This window comes from Candidatus Margulisiibacteriota bacterium (assembly GCA_003242895.1).
In the GTDB taxonomy this organism is placed as follows: Bacteria; Margulisbacteria; Riflemargulisbacteria; order GWF2-39-127; family GWF2-39-127; genus GWF2-39-127.
The window spans coordinates 207,872-230,619 of record QKMY01000045.1 but is presented as its reverse complement, the minus strand read 5'-3'; the positions used below and the strand labels follow the sequence as shown (position 1 = coordinate 230,619).

The following is a 22,748-nucleotide window of genomic DNA, read 5'->3' as shown; positions in this document are numbered from 1 at the left end:
TTTAATATGGTCCTTGCAAAGGTGTTTATTGTTGATGATTCGGAATTTATGATTAATTTGTTGATAAAGAATCTGGAGACAATTGGTTGCGAAGTTATAGATAAGGCAACTGATGGAATGGATGCTATTGAGAAATATAAAAATATAGCTGATAATGTTGATCTTGTGACTCTTGATATTTCGATGCCGAAACAAGATGGAATAGTCACTTTGCAAGAACTTTTGAAGATAAATCCGAAAGCAAAAGTTATTATGATTAGTGCTTTAGGAAATAAAGATGAGGTAAAAAAAGCAATCCTTTTGGGTGCAAAGCATTTTATTGTTAAACCGTTCACGCCCTCTATCGTTAAGGACGTAATTAAGTATGTACTCAACAAAAGATATTAATTGGGTGTAATTAAATTCGTTAGAAGGGATATTGTAAACAATATGAAAGCCGACATAATCAATCCTTTTGTTACCGGGGCATTATCAGTCCTGCGGCAGTTACTTCCATCATCCGAAATTAAACAAGGTGAACTTTCAATAAAAAAAGAATACAGTTTTCTCGGTGAGCAGCTTATAATAATAAACTTTTTTGGTGATTTGGAAGGATTGTTTATTTTTGATATGAAAGAAGAAACTTCGATAAAGGTTTCCGAAATAATGAATAGTACGGTATTGAATTTATATAATGGAATGGTGACGGCTACAATCAAAGAAATGGCCAATATGATTGCCGGAAAGGCAATTTCATACCTGCGAGAAAGCGGAATCTGTTTTGATATTTCTACGCCCGAAATAATTACTGCCTCCTCCTTTTCAGCACCAGAAAAAATTACAAAGATATTGCATATTCCTATTGATACGAAAGTTGGCCGGATAGTTATTAATATCGCATTATCTTCTTAGCGGTAAAAAATTAAATAATTCTTTCCCTCTGTCTTTATAAAAAGCTAACCCTAACCATGCCCAGTTTTGACTGTAATAATCATAAGGGTCTTTATCCCAATATCCAGCAGCATTATATCGGTTTTGCATTCTATTAAATATTTTTTTTGCATTTACAGTATCTCCTGCTGCATGAAAGAAAGCCAGATAGGCCCCATTTATTCCGGGGTATTCGTAGTTAAGTCCTCTTATATCTCCTGATTTCCCAGATAAATAGTAGCCGCCTCGAATAAACCCATTTTTATTAAGTTCAGTCTTAAAGAATTCATAGGTTTTATTCTTTAAGATATTTTCCGGTAGTGAGGTTTCGTACCAGGAACTATGAAGCGAAATAAAAAACCAGATTCTAAAAGCGTCCCAGCTGCAAAGGTAATCATCAATCTTATTATCTTGTGCCCAGGGGAGGTCAATAACTTCTCCAGTGAGCGAGTACATGAACCAGTCAGGAACAAGGGTGTTATTTCCAATAACCAATTCACCTTTTTGATTTTTTAATTTAGCAGTCGAACCTCGATTAATATCATAATACGTTGATTCTATAAGTTCTTTCCATGGTCTTGCAGTGTCGACGCCTGCAAATATCTCATAGAGAAAGGGCATATAATAGGATATATTGATCCATGGCTGTCCATGATCGTTTGAAACAAGGTGTATCCTTGGCTTTCCAATAATTTTTCCGCCATAAAGAATTATATTGTCGATATAAAATTCGTCTCCTTCTGGTTGAAACATTATGTTTTTAACGCCTTCCCAATTAAATTCGCGAGGGGAATCCATCTCGCTGAATGAAAAAACAATATTTTCCCAATCCTCTTCCCATAGATTTTTTACTATACTTGCTTTTAATCCGTTAGTATCTTCAATAATAATTCTAACTGCGTCAGTGCCCTTTGCATAAAAAGACAGGCCTTCTGTTTCCGATAAGTTTGAATTGCCCAGGACTTTTCCTATCCCCATATAGGTTGCGCCGAAAGATCCCGCATAGAGACCATGTCCGGTGCTTATTCCGTTAACGAGTTTCTTTTTTACTGATAACCCATCCGATGAATATGAGAACCAAGCGCCTACGGTAAGAGGATTGTCAAATCCATCAATTTCGCCTGGCGTGATTTTTAGAACGCATTTGTTCCAGAGATCATGTAAAATATTTTTTGCATTGGAAAGGTAGTTGAGTTCGCCTTTTTCTGAACCCCATCGATTATGAGCAAAAATGAGGGACCCTGCTATTAATTCATCGCCATCAGGAGCAACGTCATACCCGGACCTCCATTGCTTTTCAAGATTGTTTTTTTGCCAGGTATAGTAAATGACTCCGTCTCGTCCTGATTGATTTACGTTTTTTGTCCATCTCCAGGCAAAGAGATTATCTTGCTTTTCTATTGGAAGTTCTGTCCACTGTTTTGTTTGCCAATTGAATGTCTTAATGTTTTTTCTCATGAGGTTATGATACGCCCATTTCCAGGTTTTATCGAAAGTTTCTTTGTCATTGACCCAAACTGAGCGGAATAGTACGTATGAGACAGTTTCTGAAAAAGTTAAATAGGAATCTTTGCTTCCATTAGCGATATCTTCCCTGTCGAGGTCTGCTAATGGCCTTCCATCAGGTTCAATCTTGTAACTTTTATAATGTTCCCAACTGGTTTTGAGGATGTCATCGGCAGCTAACGCATAGCTACACACTAGAGTGAGGAGTGAAAGGATCAGAAATAGCTTTGAAAGTATCATAAGTAAAAATACCTAAGGGAATTAATTTGTCTTCCCTGTTTTTTTTACCCATTAAATATCGCAGGTTAAACATTTAAAATTATCGTTATGTTGACTGTCGGTAAGTTAGAAAAATAAGAAAGTGTCGGTTTTTTTTAAAAAAATATCAAATATAAATGAAAAATTTTATAGAAAAAAATATATATCTTTTTCCTGTTGCTTGTTTTTAATGTCAAAAAAAGCTATAGCTGCAATAAAAAAATCATATTTAAGTTAAATAACGCAGTGTATAGACAAAATAGGCAAAATATTATTATTATATGCACAGGGAACTCTAAAAAAAAGAAAGGCCCAAAAAGGAGGAAGAAAAGATATGCAAATATCAAATATAAATGAGGAGGAAAATAATACAATGGTAAAAAAGATTAGTTTAATGTTAACAATAGCAGCTCTTAGTATTCTATGTATTGCAGGATGTGGTCAAAAGAGCAACCAAGAAGCAACAGAAACACCACAAGAAAATCAACAGGAAGCAGTAGCACCAGCTACCGCAGCTCCAGCAACAGAAGAAGTAGCTACACCAGCTGAGCAAGCAGCTCCAGCAGCAGAAGCCCCAGCGGCAGAAGCTCCAGCAGCAGAAGCTCCAGCAGCTAAATAATATTTGAAAATAGCCTTTAGAATTATAACAATAATTCTAAATAGAATTGTTAGTTTATTAGTACATCTTCCTCCTTCTCTTTTTAAACTAACATAACTCAGATTTGTTATATTCTAAGGCATTATAAATATCATATGGTAATTATAATGAGGGACTGTACTGTTAATGTATAGTCCCTTTTATAATTTTTATTATTGCTGAAATATTTCCTTCCCGCACTATTCTATCCTAAAAGATACTTTTTTGAATAAATATTAATAAATTATATCGAAAGAAATATAGTAACTATCCTCAAAGTATTCTCAGTGAGAATTTTAAAAGAATTATCTTTGTGAATTCCAATCGCTCTGTTTTAAATGATTGACGTAAATGCGTTCGTCGCAGAGGCTCGATTTCGGCTGCTATGGCTCAAAAGCGCCAGGCGGCAGGTTTGGGCTTGTTGGGTGCGCAAGGGCTATTGTTGAGGTAAATAGCGATGCGGTGAGAAGTGCGAATGAGGTCTCTGCGTATTCCGGTAAATTATCCGGTGTCATCAGATTGTAGCGACGGGAAAAATGGCGAACAACTTTTTATATTAAAGAGGGTTGATAGAAGAAACGGAAAGCTGCTTGAGTTCATCTTCCGAATATATTTTTTTCAAATTTTCAAGAATAGCCTCAAAAGGAGTTTGCTTAAGGAGCTCGAATACTTTTGTTGTGCCGATTTTTTCAAAAACTGTTTTAATCGCAATGAGCTCATGTTCCGTGGCTGTTAAGGTTTTGGTTAATAAAGGTATGAGACTTAACTCCTGATAATTTGTGAGTATTTCTAGGGCCACCGATTGCAATACTTCATCTTGGGCTGATAGGCATTCAACAAAATAAGCAATACTTGCCTCGGTAGGCTGGACCGAAAGTGCTGCTATAAGCATTGCCTGCTTGATTTGGTCATCATTTTCTTTAAGTTCCTCGATAATCTGCTCATTAAAAATCCCGTTATAAGATCCGAGTGCTTGAAACGCTCCCAGTGAGATTTCCGGGAGAGAGTGATTAAGAAGGTTAAGTAATAGCTTGCTGTCTATTGCCGGATTAGAAAAAATAATGAACGTAAGGGCTTCTGATATTTTTGTAATATCATTACCCTCAAGAACTTTTACAATATTGTGTAAGTGATCACTTTCCATAATTCTCAGTTCAGTTATAAACAAAAAGATTATAAAAAATACTCATAGAGTATTTTTTATAATACGGATTTGCGATAGATGTTAGCTTAGCACCTTAGCATTTATGAATGAAAGCTTTGTAGCGCTTCATCTTCAGTGTCGAAAATATCAATCTTTTTAGAAATTTTTGTAATTTCAAGAACACGTTTTACGTCTTTATTGGTATTTGATAACTTTAAATTGCCATTTTTTGCAATGGTTTTTCTGTAGCCGTCAAATATTGAGCCCAATCCTGAGCTGTCTATATAGGATACATTGCTTAAATTAACAATGATATTATTTTGTCCTGAATCGAGAAGAGCATCGATGGCTTCTAAAAAGATAAAATGATTGTCAATATCAAGCTCGGTAAATCCTGTTACAGTTTCTTGTCCTTCATCATTTTTTGTAAGCTCGTATCCAATATCTAAGATAATTACGTTATTTTTCGTTCTTTGCTTAATTTCCATGGTGAAACTCCTTCTCTAGATTTAATTAGCATTACCTTTTCATATTTTATAATGGTTTATACATTATTTTCAAGCTGTTCGGAATATTTTATCATTATTAGTTCTGTTCCCTTCCCTGGATCGATTTTATATGTAACATCGTCCATTGTCGATTTTATCAAGAACACACCGAGTCCATTCCCTTGAAAGTCGTCAAGGCTACGGGTTTGTTTTATTGCTAGTTCTCCATATGTTTTCCCGAAATCTTGAAAATAATATTCGACCCGGTCAACAAATACGGTAACTTTAAATATTATATTTTGGTCTGGATCATTTCCGTAGGCATGTTTGATAATATTTGCATGTGCTTCATTTACTGCTAGTTTTATATCATAAATTGCCGATGTATTAAATCCCATAATTTTGCTTGCTTCTTCGACAGCCTCTCGCACCAATTTAACATTCTTAGTTGCGCTTGAGATATGAAGTTGTTTTTCCCATAAAACTTTATCTTGATGTCTGACCGATATTCCATCGAGGTCTTTTGCTTTTATAATGACGAGCGTGATGTCATCATGCTGCGGAGCATCTTTAACAAAATTAATTAGGCTCGTATATATTTTATCGACGATTTTATTTGAAGGTAAATGTTTGTATTTTCGTATGTATTTTTGGAGTCGGTCTTCCCCAAAATTTTCTCCTTCAGGGCTTCTAGCTTCAACTATACCATCAGTGTATATAGATAAGATGTCTCCCGGTGCTAAAATCAGGCTTTTTTGTTCATAATCAATGTCTTCAAGGCCTCCCACAGGAAACCCTTCGGTATCAAGCTTTAAGAATTCATCAGTTTTTGCAACAAACAGGAGTGGTACTTCATGACCGGCATTGGTATACCGAAGTTCTCTCATGGAGTCATTAATAATACAGTAGAACATCGGTACGAATTTTGTTATAGCAGGCTCATTTAAAACTGCTATATTAATGTTTTTTATAACCTCTTTGGTGTTTTGAAAGCCCTTTACATTTATTTGGATAATAGATTTGATCATAATTGTGATAAGGGCTGCCGGAATCCCTTTTCCGATAACGTCAATAATGGCTATTCCGATATGATTATTATCATTTTTGTTAACTTGAAAAAAATCATAATAGTCTCCACCTATCCCACGGGCCGGGATGCTAATCCCTCCATATTCAAAATTAGTACTTTTTGGTAGCTTTTTCGGGAGTATTCTTTTTTGTATTTCGTGGGCAAGTTTTAATTCTTGTTGTATTTTCTGTTCATTAAGGGTTTTTTGGTAGAGATAGGCATTTTCAATTGCTGAAGCCGAAAGTGAGGCGATTGTTTCCAATGTTTCGATATCATCTTTTGAAAGCTCCTGGATCTCGGGCTTGTCTTTTCTTATGACAGTAAGGATTCCAATTACTCGTTCCTTTGAGAGGAGTGGAACTGATATGAGTTCCTTAAGGACTATATCTACTTCCTGTGAGTTTTTTGTGGCTTTTTCCAAGAGGAAATTCTTTTTTAACGGGATATTTTTAAAGATAAGGGTACGCCTGGCCTGAATTGTTTTTTTGAGCAGATTATCTCCGGTTGCCATTGTTATGAATTCAATGGATTCAGGGAAATTTGCTTCGAATTCAGAAATATATCGTGATTTTGACTTCGTCGGGAGTACCCATGATGACTTTGTACAAAGAATTTTTTTCTCAAGAAGGTAAAGTGCTCCCATATCGGCGTTTGCGACATTTAAAATGTAATCACCTAAAATTGAGAATAATTTTTCTTGATTGGCGATGGAGTTAATAAGTTCCCGCGCTTTATTGATAATCGCTATTTTCTCCGACTTTTCTTTTTCGATTTTCTTTAAATAGGATATGTTTTTGAGTGAAATCGCAATCCCGGAGAAGAAGTTCGTCCCAGATGAATAGACCGGGTCGATATTGACCAAAAAGATCAAGATTTCCTGGTTTTTTTGAATACTAATTTCCTGCCCCGAAATTTTAGTATTGTTCTGTAGCGCTTCTTTTACCAGATGGGATATTTTTATCTTTTGTAGAATTTTAGCTATTTTCTTAAACCCGCTTTTATTTTTAAAGCCGAAAAGAGCACGCGCTTGTTTGTTGAGAGTGAGAGGTTGCTGGTTGGTGTCTAAAATGATGATCGCATCTTCCAGGTGCTCGATAAGATGGCTGATTCTCTTTTTTTCACTTTCAACTAATTGGCTGAGCCTTCCAAGCACCGTGGCCATCTGGTTTGCAATAGTATAGGCAAAAGCGATTTTTTCTCTTGAAAAAGCTTTTTCATGAACACTGCATAGACTAGTTATTCCAATGATTTCACCTTTAAATGAGAGCGGGATATTAATAAATGACCTGATGTTCTGAGAGATATCGTCAATTGCGTAGGCTTCGTCAATGGAGATCTGCTCAGAATTAACTGTGATATTATTATAATCTATTTTTTGTTGGAAGAAGGTTTCGGCTGTCTTGTAGACATTGGATATCACGTTGTCTATAAAAGATTTGTGTAAATAGGGTGAGGACTTAAGGTAGATAACTTTGTTTTCAGAAATATCATGCAAAAGAATAGAACAGAAATCATAGGTTAAAATACTATAGAGCGAATTCATAATTAAGCTGGCAATCTCTTGATAGCTGAGATAATAACTTAAGGCCGCGCTGACATTATAAAGGACTGATAATTCGTGATTTCTTTGCTGGAGCTTTATTTTTTCCTGCTCGATCCGCTGTTGAAGAGAGGTGTTTTCATTAATTAGTCCGCCAACTATCTGCACGATAAGATCTTTTTCAGGCAAATTATTAATTCTACTAAAAATTTCTGATAAAATCTCTAAGTTATCTATAGAAGCATTTGCCTTTAACTTATTGGCTATAGTTACATTACTCGTGTCTATCTCAAGATTAGAAATAGTTCTTCCTCCTTAATAGCAGTATAAAAACTGTAATTAGCTATTCAAATAAATATGGGGTAAAATCTTCCAGATATTTATTTAATTCTAGATTATGCTTGGATAAAAATCAAATATCGGAAAAATCGTGATGCAGCAATTTGCAGATGCTGTCATTCCTACATTATATTTATCTCTTCCTTTTTCATCCTGTGGATTTCTATATTCATCAATCGTGGATCAATCCCTAAAACTTCAATGATTTCTCTTTCAATTTCAACATCTATACCGTTAGCAGAAATTATGATGCTGGTATTATTTTCTTCAGGCTTAAAATTTGTAATAGGGTTAGGATTATCTATCATCATTGTTCAATTTCATTTGCAAGTTTTTCCAGACTTCTCGCAGGCCTCTTTTAACTGTCTCGAGCCCTCCGGGTTCTTCTCCTGATTCGGCTCCTTCTATTCCAAGCATGGAGAGTACTTCTGAAGAGATCTTTTTCTTGGCGTTGTCGAGTTTTTTCTCCAGGTCTTTTTTGATTTCAGCTAATCCGGTAGCTACTAATGCTATGAGCCCACCTTTTTGGACCTCACTAACTGTCCCGGGGATTTTAAGCTCTTTCGGGATTGATACCTTTTTTAGGTTATTATTGCCGTATTGCTGATTCGAGTGCTGTTGAATTCCTTCAAGTGACATTTTCAGGGTCTCCTAGCTTAGAGTGATTGTTACCATATCAGATTCTCTGCCATTATCAAGAAGATATTTTCCTATTTGTAACATTTTTCGTTGATCTTCCATATCTCCCTTTTTGCCATTTACATAAATCTCACCAGTATGGCGTAAATAAACGTAAACTAATCCTGGCTGGGCTGGGATTTTTTTATAGAGAGTTATTTTTTCATCGTTTTCTGCATAAACAACTTTGCTTCCGTCAGGGAGTGTTTTATTGGGATCAGCAAATTGAATGATTTTAGATTTTTTATGTTTAAAGTTTTTTTCCTTGTTTTCTTCTGGTGATGGAGGAAAATAACCTGAATTGTAGTAAGATTGTGTTAATTGATTGCCTAGCACGGTATTTCTCCCTTTTTCATTAATGTTTACGCTCTTATTGTATAGTAACATTATTCCCAGACAAAATAGTTGTTAAACCTAAAATTATAAAGTATATTTGTAATAATTATGGTAATTATATTCGGGGGCTGCGCGTTTCATTTTCAGCAGTGAATTTTCAGCTATCATTTATATTAACGCGTATTGTCGCGATGATTAACATTTTAAATTCCTGCTACCCGGGAAAAAATAATAATGCAATGGCAGCAAAGCTGCAGGTGCTCTATTAATTGAAGTAAAAAGGAATCAAAATGAGAAAACCTATACTTGATGTATTAAAAAATAACCTACTGGTAATTGACGGAGCGATGGGTACGTTGCTGCTTCAATCAGGCATTCCTTCGGGGTCATGCTTTGAATCGGCGAATGTCACGCATCCTGATATTATCAAAAAAGTTCACAAGGCTTATCTAGATGCCGGGGCAGATATTATCGAGACAAATACCTTTGGCGGGTCTCCGCTTAAGTTGAAAAACTATGGGTTGTCCGATAGAGCTTATGAGTTAAATAAGTCTGCAGTCGTATTGGCAAGGGAAGCTGCCGGTATTGATCACTATGTCGCAGCTTCATTAGGACCTTGTGGCAGGTTACTTGAACCTGTTGGACCGACCAGTTTTGAAGAAGTTTATGAGAGTTTTTCTGTCCAGGCAAGAGCTTTTGCGGATGGCGGTGCCGATATCGTTTCTATTGAGACAATGGGGGATTTAGCGGAACTTAAAGCTGCAGTTTTGGCAGTACGAGACAATACAACCTTACCGATTATCTGTAGCGTTACCTATGATCAGAATCTCTATACTATGACCGGCTCTGACCCCTATCTCGTATTCGTAACCTTGGCTGCTATGGGAGTTGAGGTTATCGGTACTAATTGCGGTATGGGACCGGATGGCATGGTACAGGTAATCAAGCTTTATAATCAGGCAAAAGAAGAAAATGGCTTTAACACTATCCTATCTGTGATGCCAAATGCCGGATTACCGGAAATGATCGACAACAAGACTGTTTACAATCTCGATCCTGTGAAGTTTTCTTCTTATAGTGAGACGTTCGTATCTTTTGGTGTTTCAATCCTTGGGGGGTGTTGCGGGACCACGCCGGAACATATTTCTGAGGTAAAAAAGGTCATCAGTGCTACGAAGCTTTTTGATCGAACTGAGAAAAAAGGACCCATAAAGAACCTGACTGTCCTCACCTCAAGAAACAAAAAAATAGTGATATCTGATCAGCACTTGCCCGTTATTATTGGTGAAAGGCTTAACCCGACTGCCAAAAAATATCTTTCGGAGGATCTTTTATCTCAAAAAACCGAGCTCTATTATAAAGAAGCAAAAGCACAACTTGAGAATGCTCCTGACTTACTCGACGTAAATGTCGGATATCCCGGTATTAACGAGGCTGAAGCAATGCAGCAGGTAGTACTCATGCTTACGAAGCACTTTGATGTTCCCTTATGCCTTGATAGCGCAAACTATCTCGTTCTGGAAAAAGGACTTCGCGTGTATCCTGGGAAAGCGCTTATTAATTCCGTCAACGGTGAAGAAAAGAGCCTGACAACGGTATTGCCGTTAGCGAAGAAATACGGTGCTGCCATTATTGGTTTAACGCTAGATGAGAAGGGTATTCCCACTAAAGCGGAAGACCGAGTAAGAATTGCTCGAAAGATTGTTGAGCGAGCACAGGAATATGGCATTAATAAAAACGATATCTTCATCGATACGTTGGTGCTTGCCGCCAGTTCGAACCAGCAGGACGCCATGGAGACGATCAAGGCGTTAACCACGGTAAAAAATGAACTGGGGGTTAAGACCTCGCTGGGAATCAGCAATATATCCCATGGGCTTCCTCGAAGGAAGCTTATCAATCATACCTTTATGGCGATGGCATTGGGAGCTGGGTTGGATGCTATTATCGCTAACCCCATGGACCATTTTGTCAGGTCATTAATTGCCGCGTCATCTGTTATCACAAATAGAGATCGGATTTGTGCCAACTACATAGCCAACCATGAGACGTTTCTTGTTGCGGAGGAGACTATCTCCGGCGTGCCAAAGGATAAAAATAATGATTCTAACAATATCGAGGAACAAAAGCTCCGGAAACTCCGTGAATATCCGGTTATGTTCGATATTGCCAGGATAGTTATCGAAGGCGACAGCAATTCGATTATTGATATGGTGGAAAAAGCTAAAAAAGACTTTACTCCGCAGGAAATAATGGAAAAAGGATTGCTTGGTGGTATGGAGTATGTCGGTGCTAATTTTAAAGCCCAGAGAGTATTTCTGCCCCAGGTTATGGCTAGTGCAGAGACGATGAAAAAAGCTTTTGCTTATCTAAAGTCGTTTATGAAAACAGACGCTGTTATCTATAAAGGCACCGCTATTATTGCTACCGTCAAAGGTGATATCCATGATATTGGTAAAAATATTGTCGCGATGATGCTTGAAAATAATGGATTTAAGGTAATTGATCTGGGGAAGAATGTCGAATGCGATGATATTATTGCTTCTGCGAAAGAACATAACGCAGAGTTGATTTGTTTGAGTTCTTTGTTAACAACGACTATGCCGGAAATGGAAATTGTAATAAAGAAGTGCCTTGAGGGTGGATTACGCGCTAAAGTCATGATCGGAGGTGCGGTAGTCACTCAATCATATGCCGATAAAATCGGCGCATACTATTCGAGTGATGCGATTGAAGCCGTCGATACTGCTAAAGGATTAGTAGAAATAATATAATGAAAATACACACAATCGTTGGATCTCTTTCGGTAATTTTTTTTATTCTATCATTTACACAGGTACATGCAATAACGATGCTTGCTGACCAATCTTATTATCCTGCCCTACTTAAAGCAATCGAGCAATCTACGACAAAGGTCGGTGTAACTGTGTCGGCATTATCGGTAGATAAAAATAATAAGTCTGATCCGGTCTTGAAGGTATTAACCGCTCTGGCTAGGGCTGCGCAAAGAGGGGTTCAGGTAGCTATCGAAGCCCCACTGCCTCAAGATATCTCCAAGAAACTTAGTAGTTCAGGAATCAAGATTGTTTCATGCCTTGGACAATTCCAGCAAACAAAAATCTGCGTTGATGGTGAGATCATCATTGGGAGTCATTCATGGACCAAGCAAGATTTTCTCGACGGTCATGCCCTTAGTTTTCTTTTCAAAAAACAGGATTTATTATCTTCTGTTGATGAAAGGTATTTCGTTAAGTATTTAACCGCGGGGGCCGCTAAATCAACAAGTTCTATCGTAATTGCATTAAATAACGGGGATTTCCTTAATAAGAAGGATAAAGAAAAATTCTACAATCTGTTAAAAAATAAACAAATAAATAATGTTCCTGTGAAGATTCTTTTTGATCAGAACTCTGTGAGTTCATATTCAATTTTGAATTTATTTACAAAAAATGAGAAAAATCTGGAAGAAGCTCAAGCGCTTTCTTCAAGGAAGATACCGGTATGGCTCGATATGGCTGGCACTGGGTTCAACTTTCAGCTATTTGTTTTCGATGACGTTATTCTTTTTAAAGGAGAGCCAAAAGAGGCCAAAAAAAGTAAGAAGGTGGGATATCATATCTTTCAATCATTAGAGATGAGCCTTCAGGTAAAAGAATATTTGGAAAGCATTCCCAGATTGCTTGTTAAAGATATTATCAAATATAATTAATTTTCTCACACCTTAATTATATGATTTGATTTTAATCCCTTGATTAGGCTAAGAATCGTGAAAATACGTCTAATTGTCACCCTAAAAGGGATTATGCTATACTAATCTTGTTTGTTCTAAAATTATTATTATTGAAAAAATATACAATCCTGGAGGAGGAAGAAAGAATGTCAGATAGAAGTTTTAGATTTACGTCAGAGTCAGTCACCGAAGGGCATCCGGATAAAATATGTGATCAGATTTCTGATGCAGTGCTTGATGCGATCCTGGCTCAGGACCCAAATGGAAGAGTTGCTTGTGAATCGCTTGTCACAACCGGGATGGTTGTCGTTGCTGGGGAAATAACAACTAATGCTATAGTTGATATCCCTGAAATTGTAAGAAAAACAGTAAAAGAGATTGGTTATTCAAGCTCAGATCAAGGGTTTGATTATAAGACATGCGCGGTCCTTACTTCAATTGATAAGCAATCTCCCGATATTTCTCAAGGAGTAACGGAAGGTTGTGGACTGTATGATGAACAAGGCGCTGGCGATCAGGGTATGATGTTCGGGTATGCATGTAATCAGACTGAAGAACTTATGCCGCTACCTATTTCTCTTGCACAAAAATTAGCTATTAAATTAACTGAAGTGAGAAAAAATGGGCTTCTTCCATATTTGCGAGCAGATGGCAAAACGCAAGTTACGGTTGAGTACAAAGGTAGAAAGCCTGTCGCGGTAAGGAACGTTGTTGTATCAAGCCAGCATGATGAGAATGTAACACACGAAGTGTTGCGAAAAGATATCATAGAGAATGTTATTATGAAGGTAATTCCGGCAGCTCTGATGGACAAAGATGTTGAGATTTTCGTCAACCCGACCGGCAGATTTGTTATTGGTGGTCCTCAAGGTGATTGTGGTCTGACTGGCAGAAAGATTATTGTTGATACCTATGGTGGCTGGGCACGTCATGGCGGAGGAGCTTTTTCCGGAAAAGATTGTACGAAAGTTGATCGAAGTGCTGCTTATGCTACCAGATACGTTGCAAAAAACATTGTAGCAGCAGGGATCGCTGATGAATGTGAAGTCCAGGTAGCGTATGCTATTGGGGTAGCTAAACCAGTAAGTATTCACGTTAATACATTCGGATCAGGGCGTATGCCAGAGGACAAGATTCAGGATCTAATTGAGAAGCATTTTGATTTGAGACCGGCTTGTATAATAAAAACCTTAGGTTTGAGAAAACCTATTTATCGGCAAACTGCGGCTTATGGACATTTCGGTCGACCGGATCTTGATTTGCCTTGGGAAAGAACTGATAAAGCAGAAATATTGCGAAACGACGCTAAAATTTAATGTTTTACTTTATATTTCATCAGTGATATACTTCGGAAAGAGGCAGTTATATTTATGGCAAAAGAAAGCTCTTTTGATATAGTTTCCCAGGTTGATTTGTCCGAGGTTGATAATGCCCTAAGTCAGTCTCAGAAAGAGTTAAGTCAACGGTTTGATTTTAAAGGCAGTATAGCTTCGATTGTTCGCGAAGGCGAAGTTCTAAAGATAGTTGCAGATGATGATATGAAGCTTAAGAATGTCTGCGAGATAATTGAGAATAAGCTTGTTAAAAGAGGGATAAGTATACGATTCCTTGACTATGGAAAAACCGAACATTCTTTAGGTGGAAATGTAAAGCAAGAGATAAAGCTAAAAAATGGTATTTCCTCAGAAAAAGCGAAAGAAGTTAATAAGTTGATCAAAAGCTCAGCCATTAAGGTTAATTCACAAATTCAAGGTGACCAGATAAGGGTAATAGGAAAAAATAAGGATGATTTGCAGGCTGTAATTACGTATTTAAAGAAGCAGGATATAGATATTGAATTGCAGTTTATAAATTATAGATAATAGCGAATGGCAAAAAAAATAGCGTTAGTAAGTCTAGGATGCCAAAAAAATTTAATTGACTCAGAAATAATGCTTGGCATTCTTGTTGAGAATGATTTTGAAATTACGAATAACAAAGATGAAGCTGATTTAGTAGTTATTAATACGTGTACGTTTATTAGTGATGCTAGGGAAGAAACAACACAGGTAGTTGAAGAATTTATTCATTGGAAAAAAAGTGACAATTCCAGAAAACTTATTTTAGCGGGATGTCATGTGCAAAGGGAAAAAAAAGCTATTTTTTCTCTTTGGCCAGAGATAGATGGCATTATTGGGGTTAATGATATCCCAAATTTAACAAAATTATTATTTGATTTATATAAGAAAAACAAAACTCAGATTAGTTTTATAAATCAAACATTTTGTTCCATTGAATATAAATTTCCTAGAGTAATAAGTACACTTTCAGCTTCAACCTATATTAAGATTGCGGAAGGCTGCGATAATTTCTGTAGTTATTGCATTATTCCTCAATTAAGAGGAAATTATAGGAGCAGGCAGGCGAAGCACATTCTCCAGGAGGTAGCAGAACTGGCAGCGGAAGGGATCCGGGAGCTTTGTTTAATCGCTCAAGATATTGGTGGTTATGGCAAAGATTTAAAAAAAGGTAATTTGGTAAGTCTGTTAAAGGACATCTGTAAAGTTAATGGAATCGAATGGGTGAGATTATTATATCTTTATCCGGATAATATAACTGATGAGCTGATTGAGTTAATAAAAAACGAGCCAAAAATATGTAATTATGTTGATATCCCGATGCAACATAGCAGTGACAGAATTTTGAGCTTGATGAATAGACGGAGTACGAATAAGCAGTTATTGGCACTTATTAATAAGTTAAGAGAGCAAATTCCGGGAATAGTTATCAGATCGACGTTTATTGTTGGATTCCCGGGAGAAACTGAAGAGGAATTCTTGGATTTATTGGCATTTGTTAAAGAGGTGAAATTAGACAAAGTCGGTTTTTTTAAATACTCACGCGAGGCTGGTACAAAAGCTGCAGCATTTTCTGGTCAGGTAAGCGAAGAAGATAAAGAAGAAAGAATTCAAGCGTTGTTAAATGAACAAACCAGGGTTTTAGAAGAAAAGAACAAGGAACTGCTTGGCAGGCAATTTACAGTTATTATGGATAATGCAGTAAGTGGACGTTATTATGGTCAGTCGCCAGAGGTAGATGGTGTGATTCTGGTTCAAAAAAGTATTGGGACATTAGATGTCTTTCAAAAAGTAAAGATAGTTGACGTTGCCGATATTAATCTAAAAGGAGAGTTCGTAGCATGACATTAGCAAGTAAAATTACACTTGCCCGTATTTTTGCCACACCGGTAATCGTCTACTTGCTTCTAACGACGAATACAACTTATAGCCGCCTTTTTGTCATACTGCTTTTTGTAATAACCTCACTTACCGATGTGATTGATGGATACTTGGCACGCCGCCTTAAACAGATAACGACGTTAGGTAAATTCCTTGATCCACTTGCAGACAAGTTGCTTATTACTTCGGTACTGATATGCATGGTAGAAATGCGATTAGTGGAAAGCATTCCTGTGATAATAATAATAGCGAGAGAATTTGCGGTTACCGGACTTCGGTTAATTGCTGCCGGTGAAGGTGTTGTGATTGATGCTTCGAGATGGGGAAAGTATAAAACAATTGCACAAGTGGTTACAGTAATAATTTTGCTTTTAAGGTTGGATTTCGCAGTAATTTTTCTATGGCTGACTGTTTTAATAACGGTGTTATCCGGATTTGATTATTTTAAGAAAAATATAAGAATATTTGCGTATGAAGGGTAGTAGTAGTTTTGGTAGCATATTAAACGGATATGAAGATCAGGATATCCGAAAGCTTGTCGAGCAGCTGCATGGTTTATGCAAAGATAAGAATCTTACGTTAGCAGTTGCTGAATCGATGACAGGAGGATTAATTTCCTCCGAGATTACCGCATTACCGGGCGGCTCTGGTTTTTTTCTTGGAGGTGTTGTTTGCTATCAAGCTAAGACAAAGTATTTACTTGTAGGCGTCAACCCTAAAACCATATCTGAGTTTGGAGCTGTAAGTAAAGAAGTAACAATGGAAATGGCGGTAGGAATTAAAAAAAGACTGCAGGCAGAAATAGGGCTCGCTGTTACTGGCGTTGCCGGTCCCGGACCCGGCGTATTTCCGAATTTTGGGCTGGCAGGTAGCGTGTATACGGCGTTGGTGGTAGGTGACAAATCGGTAGTTAAGCAATTTCATTTTGAAGGTTCGAGAGATGAAGTCAGATTAGCTGCTGTGCGTGCATCACTAAGGTTATTAGTGATCATGGTACGTGAAGGGAATTAATATCAACTATCGAAAGATAAGTTAAGCATTTTTTAAGGTTTTTGGGAGGTTAATAGTATATGTCAAAAGAACAGGCATTAGAGATAGCAATATCTCAGATTGAGAAGAATTTCGGAAAAGGTTCCATAATGAAATGGGGTGATTTTCAGAAATTTGAAGTGAAAACTATTCCATCGGGTGCATTATCCCTGGATGAGGCATTAGGTGTCGGCGGATACCCGATAGGTAGAGTTGTGGAAATCTTTGGTCCTGAATCGTCAGGAAAAACCACTTTATCTTTACATTTAATTGCTGAGGCGCAAAAATTAGGTGGAACTTGTGCCTTTATTGATGCTGAACATGCGTTTGATCCTAACTATGCTAAACGTATTGGCATCAATGTAGAAAGTCTGTTAATTTCGCAACCTGATTATGGTGAGCAGGCATTAGAAATTTGTGAGACTTTAGTACGAAGTGGCGCTATAGATGTTGTGGTAATTGACTCTGTAGCTGCACTTATACCAAAAGTTGAATTAGAAGGAAGTATGGGTGATCAGCATGTTGGGCTTCAGGCCAGGCTGATGTCTCAAGGTCTTCGAAAGTTAACCGCAGTTACGAGTAAGTCAAGTTCTATCGTGATCTTTATCAATCAGCTTAGAGAAAAAATTGGAATTATGTTTGGTAATCCCGAAACAACTCCTGGAGGTAGGGCGTTAAAGTTCTATTCTTCAATTAGACTAGATGTCCGAAAATCGGATATCTTAAAAGTTGGAGAAGAAATTGTTGGGAATAGAGTGAAAGTGAAAGTTGTTAAGAACAAAGTTGCCCCACCATTTAAAACCGCTGAATTTGACATAATGTACGGTGTAGGAATTTCTGTGGAAGGCGATTTAATAGACCTTGCTGTGAAGCATAAGTTGATCGAAAAAAGCGGAGCCTGGTATTCTTATGAAAACCAAAGGCTTGGTCAAGGAAAAGAAAATGTAAGAGAATTTTTAAAGCAGAATCAAGAGATGATGTTAAAGTTAAAAGAAAAACTAAAGAAGGAAATGGGACTTGTGCCAGCTACAAATAAAGACCTACCTTCAAATGCAAAAGCAGTTGAAGAAAGCAAGAAATGATAGTTTTGTTGTTTTATGTGGTCGTGAAGAATAGGGTCAGTATGTTTGAGAAATTAGTATAAAGGAGGTTAGATCGTTGACAGGAATAATAATCGTAACAGTAATAGCAATTGCAATATCGTTAGTACTTGTAAGCTTTGCATTTTATAAAAAAATATCTTCTGACGATAAGATAAAAAATGCAGAATTACGCGTAAAGAAACTTGTTGAGGATGCAGAAAGAAAGGCAGAAGTTATCCGCAGGGAAGCAGTTATTGAGGCAAAGGATGAGGTTATCAAGGCCCGGAAGGAATTTGAGGAAGAGTCAAAAAGTAGGAGATCGGAACTTATAGGGTTCGAAAAGAGGATTGTATCAAAGGAAGAACATCTGGATAGTAGGGAAGATGAAGTCAATAAGCGAGAAAAATTACTTGATAGTAAACAGGAAGAAGTCCAGGGATTAAAGAAAAAACTCGAAAACGTTTACCAGCAACAAATTGAAGCCTTAGAAAAGGTTTCTAATCTGACCAGGGAAGACGCAAAAAAGTTACTTCTTGTCCACATAGAAAGAGAAGTAAAAAAAGAAGCGGCAATCCTAATCAAAGAAGTAGAAACTCAGGCTAAACAAACGGCGCAGAAAAAGGCTCGTGAGATCGTATCTACAGCGATACAACGTTGTGCGGTTGATCATGTTGTTGATTATACAACTTCAGTTGTTCAGTTGCCGAATGAAGAAATGAAAGGAAGAATAATTGGTCGGGAAGGTCGTAATATTCGGGCTTTTGAGACACTTACCGGAATCGATCTGGTTGTTGATGATACGCCGGAAGCCGTTATTCTATCCGGATTTGATCCGATTAGAAGAGAAATTGCAAGAATATGTTTAGAGAAATTAGTTTCTGATGGCAGGATTCATCCTGCGCGTGTTGAAGAAGTATACAATTATGCAAAAGAAGAAGTATATAACAAGATCATCGAACGTGGTGAACAGGTAGCTATGGAGGTAGATGTCCAGAATCTAAATCCAAAATTAATAGAGCTTTTAGGTAGATTGCAGTTTAGGACTAGTTATGGCCAGAATGTTCTTCAGCATTCTGTTGAAGTAGCGCATATTTCAAGTCTTATGGCGCAAGAGCTTGGTGTAAATGTAAGGCTTGCGAGAAGAGCAGGGTTATTGCATGACATAGGAAAAGCTATTGATTTCGAGCAAGAAGGTACACATCAGCAGATCGGTGCAGATTTGGCAAAACGATATGGAGAGTCAGACGAAATTGTTCATTGTATTGCTGCGCATCATGAAGATATTCCACCGAATACTATTGAGGCGATTCTAGTCCTAGCCGGTGATGCTGTGTCTGCAGCTAGACCTGGTGCCAGAAGAGAGTCGTTAGAAGCTTACATTAAACGACTTGAGAAACTCGAGACGTTGGCGAACTCCTTTGGCGGAGTTGAAAAATCATACGCAATTCAGGCGGGTAGAGAAATTCGAATAATGGTAAGGCCTGATGTTATCGATGATACCGGTTCTGTAAAATTAGCAAGAGATGTAGCTAAAAAAATCGAGAGAGAATTGGAATATCCCGGACAGATCAAAGTTTCAGTTATTAGAGAAACAAGAACTGTTGAATTCGCAAAATAATAAGGATGAAAACGCGGGCTTAGGTCCGCGTTTTTGTTTTATTAATACCAAGAAATAAATTCCATTAATGATTAGAAATGGTGGTCTGAAGTGCAAGGTAACGTAATTGATGTATTATTTATCGGAGATATAGTTGGAAAACCTGGTAGACAGGCTATTGAAGATTTTTTGCCTGAGCTTAAAAAGGAATATAATATTGATTTGGTTATCGCTAATATTGAAAATGCGGCTGGAGGGTTTGGTTGCACCAGATCTGTTTATCATGAACTATTATCGCTGGGAATAGACTTTTTTACTTCGGGTAACCATATTTACGATCAAAAAGAATTTGTAGAGATAATGGATGACTTTGATCGACTTATTCGTCCTCTTAATTATCCACCGGGAAACCCAGGCAAAGGATATTCGGTAATTAAGAAAAACTCCTGTTCATTAGCAGTTGTTAATTTGTTGGGGAGAGTCTTTACGTCAACTGTCGACTGCCCTTTTAGAGCCGGAAGATCTATAATTGATACGTTGCAAAAGGAAGGGTATAAGAATATTTTAATTGATATACATGCTGAAGCTACCTCTGAAAAGAAAGCTATTGGTTACTACTTCGAGGGCATGGTATCTGCCGTAGTCGGAACACATACTCATGTAGTAACAGCAGATGAGAGTATCTTAAAGGGTGGTACCGCTTATATTACTGATGTAGGTATGACTGGATGTATCGAAGGTATCTTGGGGTTTTCTACTGAGCCTATTATTGAGCGGTTTCTTACGCAAAGATCTGTAAGGTTTTCCCCCCCAAAAAAATCCAGAAATATGCTCCAGGCAGTTCTGATAAGTATTGATAATTCAACCGGTAAAGCTATTAAAATAACAAGAATAGACAAACGTGACTAGTTGACGTGGCAATGGAGATGCATCGCACATCCAGGGTAATGGCTTATCGCTGAATTTCTTTATCAGGGATCCATAACTAAAGCCGAATATCAAGGTCATTCCAATCAGTATTATTATCCATAATTTCTCCAATTAGCAGTATATTAGTTATTTATACAAGTTACTTATTATTTAATTGGGTTAGATGGTTCCCCCATAAAATCATGCTGGGATGACGAGATTTATTAAGCATTTTTTCATTTAGTATGCGATTGCCCTGATAGAGCGTCAATGCCGTTAGGTGGGTTAATTCCCTTGGTTTCAATTTGTATGCGATCTTTCTGAATAATAATCATGCAGGCATTGTGAAATTCTAATTTTCAAGATAAAATATTAATATGCATTTCTTATATTATATAAAAAAGCATAAATAAACAAGGAGGAATAATAGCATATGGTCAGACGTGTGAGTATGTTTTTGTTATTAACATTAATGTTTACAGGAGTCGCGATAAGTGCAGACAAAAAAACCGATATGAAGGCAAGGTTAGTCTTGTATAAAGAGAAAGTAAATGCAGCAGCACAACTAATTAATAAAGAAGGTGCACAGAGTGCCGAAAGAAAAATCTTAGATAAAAAGGGCGACTTCTTTTTCGATAGTGAACAAGGGTATATTTTTATAATTGACTCAACCGGTAACACTATCCTCAATGCGGCAAAACCAGCTTTAAAAGGAAAAAATCTGCTTGGAGTTAAAGACGTAAAAGGAGTAGCTTTTTTTAATTTATTTATTAAAATGGCGCAGAAACATGAAAATGGCTGGGTGGCATATTCATGGCCGAAACCTGGAGCAGTTGAAGCTGCTGCAAAAGTATCCTATGTGAAAATGTTAAAAAAAGATGGGGTTGAATACATAATTGGAGCCGGACCATATGATGTAACTAAGGAAGATATATTAAAGCTTTTTCCTGAAGAAGCTAAAAAAGCACTTTAATTTAAACATATTAATTCTTCGATAAAGCCCCCTTCTTTAACACTTGAAGAGGGCTTTATTTTTAGCAAAAAAAATTGTAAGTAATAACTGTTCACTTTTTTATGGTTTTTTTCATTGCGATGAGTACTAATCAGGCTCTTTTAAAAACCGGTTATTTTCTTTATCGAGTATTCTATTAATATAGCTGTCATCGCTATCGGGATATATAGCCTCTTCAATTTTGCCAGCTAAATTCTTTCCAATAATGCCACACTGACCAAGAAACTTTATTTTGCCTCCTATTTTTAACGGGAGATTATCAGTAGCTCGTTTATCGAGCTTAATAATGTCTCCTATTTGAAGGTTAAGCAAGTCTCGTAAGGTTATTGTTGTCTTTCCTAATTCAAAAATTATAGGAACTTTAGTTTTTTCAATTCTTCTTTTGATGAAAGCTTCATCTTCTTGGGTAAATGTTTTTTCGATTTCTGACGTAATCCATTGATATGACCCTAGATCGTCGATTATTGGTGCTAGGGAAACGTAGGGATAGCAAAGGGTAATGTTCCCTGTGTATTCTTCTCCAATAGCTATTTCAATGACAAGCTTGATAACAATCTCATTTGGGGAAACGATTTGTATCACTTGCGGATTGTTCTCAATAAGTTCTACTTTAGGGGTTGAGGTAAGAATACTACCCCATGCTTCAGTTAAGCTTGCAATAATACGTTCCAGCATACGCTGGAAAAGGCTCATCTCTATATCGGTGAGTTCTCTGCGATTTAAATTCGCACTACCTTCGCCACCGAGCAGCCTTTCTATTATTACTAAAATGGTTTGTATATCAATGCCCAATATCGCCCGACCTTTTAAAAAAGAAAGTATGGCGTAGATTGTTTGGTTATTAGCAAGATCCAGAAACTCTTCATAGGAGTGCTGTTCAATATAGATGAGGCGCAAGTGCGCGTTTGTTCGTAGTTGGAAGGTTAGTGTGGGCTTGTAGATACGGGAAAAATTATCATGTATCATCTGAATATGACGCATATGATCTTTTGAAAATTTGTTCGGGCGTCTGAAATCATAGAGAGAAATCCTCTTACTAGTTCTCGCACCTCGTTTAACGACCGGACTTTCTTGTTGAGAAGATGAATTATTCGCGGTTGCAGATTGCGGAGCCGCTAGGGCTCCTTCCTCGGCTAGGTTTGACGCAGCTAAAAGAGCATCTATTTCTTCTTGTGTTAATATATTACTCATAGTACATAATTCTTAAGAATAAAGTAAATTTGTTAGTGTTGAAATAAAATATAGAAGCAATATTCATGCATTAAGA

Annotated in this window: 22 protein-coding genes; 14 read left to right on the top strand and 8 right to left on the bottom strand. The window is 37.1% G+C overall.

Features of this window, described 5'->3' with window-relative positions; genetic code table 11:
* Positions 1-6 precede the first annotated feature (6 nt).
* Together DKM50_07325 and DKM50_07320 are read left to right on the top strand one after the other, a co-directional pair.
* Positions 7-387: a two-component system response regulator gene (locus DKM50_07325; protein PZM79980.1), complete on the top strand. Its 381-nt coding sequence runs from the start codon at positions 7-9 to the stop codon at positions 385-387.
* A complete protein-coding gene (locus tag DKM50_07320) occupies positions 388-891 on the top strand; it encodes a hypothetical protein (protein PZM79979.1) in 504 nt (167 codons plus the stop codon). It abuts the gene before it with no gap.
* Here the strand turns inward: DKM50_07320 and DKM50_07315 are convergent.
* A complete protein-coding gene (locus DKM50_07315) occupies positions 880-2,655 on the bottom strand; it encodes a hypothetical protein (GenBank protein PZM79978.1) in 1,776 nt (591 codons plus the stop codon). The genes DKM50_07320 and DKM50_07315 overlap by 12 nt on opposite strands.
* A 391-nt stretch (positions 2,656-3,046) precedes the next feature.
* Here DKM50_07315 and DKM50_07310 point away from each other — a divergent pair, with 391 nt between their 5' ends.
* On the top strand, positions 3,047-3,292 hold the full coding sequence (locus DKM50_07310) for a hypothetical protein (protein ID PZM80030.1): 246 nt from the start codon (positions 3,047-3,049) through the stop codon (positions 3,290-3,292).
* A 574-nt stretch (positions 3,293-3,866) separates the two neighbouring features.
* Here DKM50_07310 and DKM50_07305 read toward each other — a convergent pair.
* From DKM50_07305 to DKM50_07280, 6 genes are all read right to left on the bottom strand, one after another.
* Positions 3,867-4,454, bottom strand: coding sequence for a hypothetical protein (locus tag DKM50_07305; GenBank protein ID PZM79977.1), 588 nt, complete (start codon positions 4,452-4,454; stop codon positions 3,867-3,869).
* A gap of 101 nt (positions 4,455-4,555) precedes the next feature.
* Positions 4,556-4,942 (bottom strand): hypothetical protein, encoded by a 387-nt coding sequence (locus DKM50_07300; GenBank protein ID PZM79976.1) that lies wholly within the window; start codon positions 4,940-4,942, stop codon positions 4,556-4,558.
* A gap of 56 nt (positions 4,943-4,998) precedes the next feature.
* A complete protein-coding gene (locus DKM50_07295; protein PZM79975.1) occupies positions 4,999-7,719 on the bottom strand; it encodes a hypothetical protein in 2,721 nt (906 codons plus the stop codon).
* A gap of 293 nt (positions 7,720-8,012) precedes the next feature.
* Entirely contained in the window at positions 8,013-8,201 is a 189-nt protein-coding gene (locus DKM50_07290) for a hypothetical protein (protein ID PZM79974.1), read from the bottom strand.
* Complete coding sequence (locus DKM50_07285; protein ID PZM79973.1) at positions 8,188-8,529, bottom strand: hypothetical protein; 342 nt, start codon at positions 8,527-8,529, stop codon at positions 8,188-8,190. The genes DKM50_07290 and DKM50_07285 overlap by 14 nt, the downstream gene beginning before the upstream one ends.
* Positions 8,530-8,541: 12 nt before the next feature.
* The gene (locus DKM50_07280; GenBank protein PZM79972.1) at positions 8,542-8,904 is read right to left on the bottom strand and encodes a hypothetical protein; all 363 of its coding nucleotides are present in this window, start codon (positions 8,902-8,904) and stop codon (positions 8,542-8,544) included.
* A 290-nt stretch (positions 8,905-9,194) separates the two neighbouring features.
* Here DKM50_07280 and DKM50_07275 point away from each other — a divergent pair, with 290 nt between their 5' ends.
* The 11 genes from DKM50_07275 to DKM50_07225 all read left to right on the top strand — a co-directional run bounded on the left by DKM50_07275 (position 9,195) and on the right by DKM50_07225 (position 21,442).
* Positions 9,195-11,678: a homocysteine methyltransferase gene (locus DKM50_07275; GenBank protein ID PZM79971.1), complete on the top strand. Its 2,484-nt coding sequence runs from the start codon at positions 9,195-9,197 to the stop codon at positions 11,676-11,678.
* The gene (locus DKM50_07270) at positions 11,678-12,613 is read left to right on the top strand and encodes a hypothetical protein (GenBank protein PZM79970.1); all 936 of its coding nucleotides are present in this window, start codon (positions 11,678-11,680) and stop codon (positions 12,611-12,613) included. Before DKM50_07275 ends, DKM50_07270 begins: the two co-directional genes overlap by 1 nt.
* A gap of 167 nt (positions 12,614-12,780) precedes the next feature.
* Positions 12,781-13,950 (top strand): methionine adenosyltransferase, encoded by a 1,170-nt coding sequence (locus DKM50_07265; GenBank protein PZM79969.1) that lies wholly within the window; start codon positions 12,781-12,783, stop codon positions 13,948-13,950.
* A gap of 54 nt (positions 13,951-14,004) precedes the next feature.
* The gene (locus DKM50_07260; GenBank protein ID PZM79968.1) at positions 14,005-14,496 is read left to right on the top strand and encodes a YajQ family cyclic di-GMP-binding protein; all 492 of its coding nucleotides are present in this window, start codon (positions 14,005-14,007) and stop codon (positions 14,494-14,496) included.
* A gap of 6 nt (positions 14,497-14,502) precedes the next feature.
* Positions 14,503-15,816: a 30S ribosomal protein S12 methylthiotransferase RimO gene (gene rimO / locus DKM50_07255; protein ID PZM79967.1), complete on the top strand. Its 1,314-nt coding sequence runs from the start codon at positions 14,503-14,505 to the stop codon at positions 15,814-15,816.
* Positions 15,813-16,334: a CDP-diacylglycerol--glycerol-3-phosphate 3-phosphatidyltransferase gene (pgsA, locus tag DKM50_07250; GenBank protein ID PZM79966.1), complete on the top strand. Its 522-nt coding sequence runs from the start codon at positions 15,813-15,815 to the stop codon at positions 16,332-16,334. Before rimO ends, pgsA begins: the two co-directional genes overlap by 4 nt.
* The gene (locus tag DKM50_07245) at positions 16,324-16,863 is read left to right on the top strand and encodes a hypothetical protein (GenBank protein ID PZM79965.1); all 540 of its coding nucleotides are present in this window, start codon (positions 16,324-16,326) and stop codon (positions 16,861-16,863) included. Before pgsA ends, DKM50_07245 begins: the two co-directional genes overlap by 11 nt.
* A 59-nt stretch (positions 16,864-16,922) precedes the next feature.
* Positions 16,923-17,963: a recombinase RecA gene (gene recA, locus DKM50_07240; protein ID PZM79964.1), complete on the top strand. Its 1,041-nt coding sequence runs from the start codon at positions 16,923-16,925 to the stop codon at positions 17,961-17,963.
* Between the two features lie 85 nt (positions 17,964-18,048).
* Entirely contained in the window at positions 18,049-19,581 is a 1,533-nt protein-coding gene (rny, locus tag DKM50_07235; protein PZM80029.1) for a ribonuclease Y, read from the top strand.
* A gap of 105 nt (positions 19,582-19,686) precedes the next feature.
* Positions 19,687-20,469, top strand: a complete 783-nt coding sequence (locus DKM50_07230; GenBank protein PZM80028.1) for a TIGR00282 family metallophosphoesterase — start codon at positions 19,687-19,689, stop codon at positions 20,467-20,469.
* Between the two features lie 433 nt (positions 20,470-20,902).
* A complete protein-coding gene (locus DKM50_07225) occupies positions 20,903-21,442 on the top strand; it encodes a hypothetical protein (protein ID PZM79963.1) in 540 nt (179 codons plus the stop codon).
* A gap of 126 nt (positions 21,443-21,568) precedes the next feature.
* On the opposite strand, the gene fliM is transcribed toward DKM50_07225, so the two are convergent.
* Complete coding sequence (gene fliM / locus DKM50_07220; GenBank protein PZM79962.1) at positions 21,569-22,672, bottom strand: flagellar motor switch protein FliM; 1,104 nt, start codon at positions 22,670-22,672, stop codon at positions 21,569-21,571.
* Positions 22,673-22,748 lie beyond the last annotated feature (76 nt).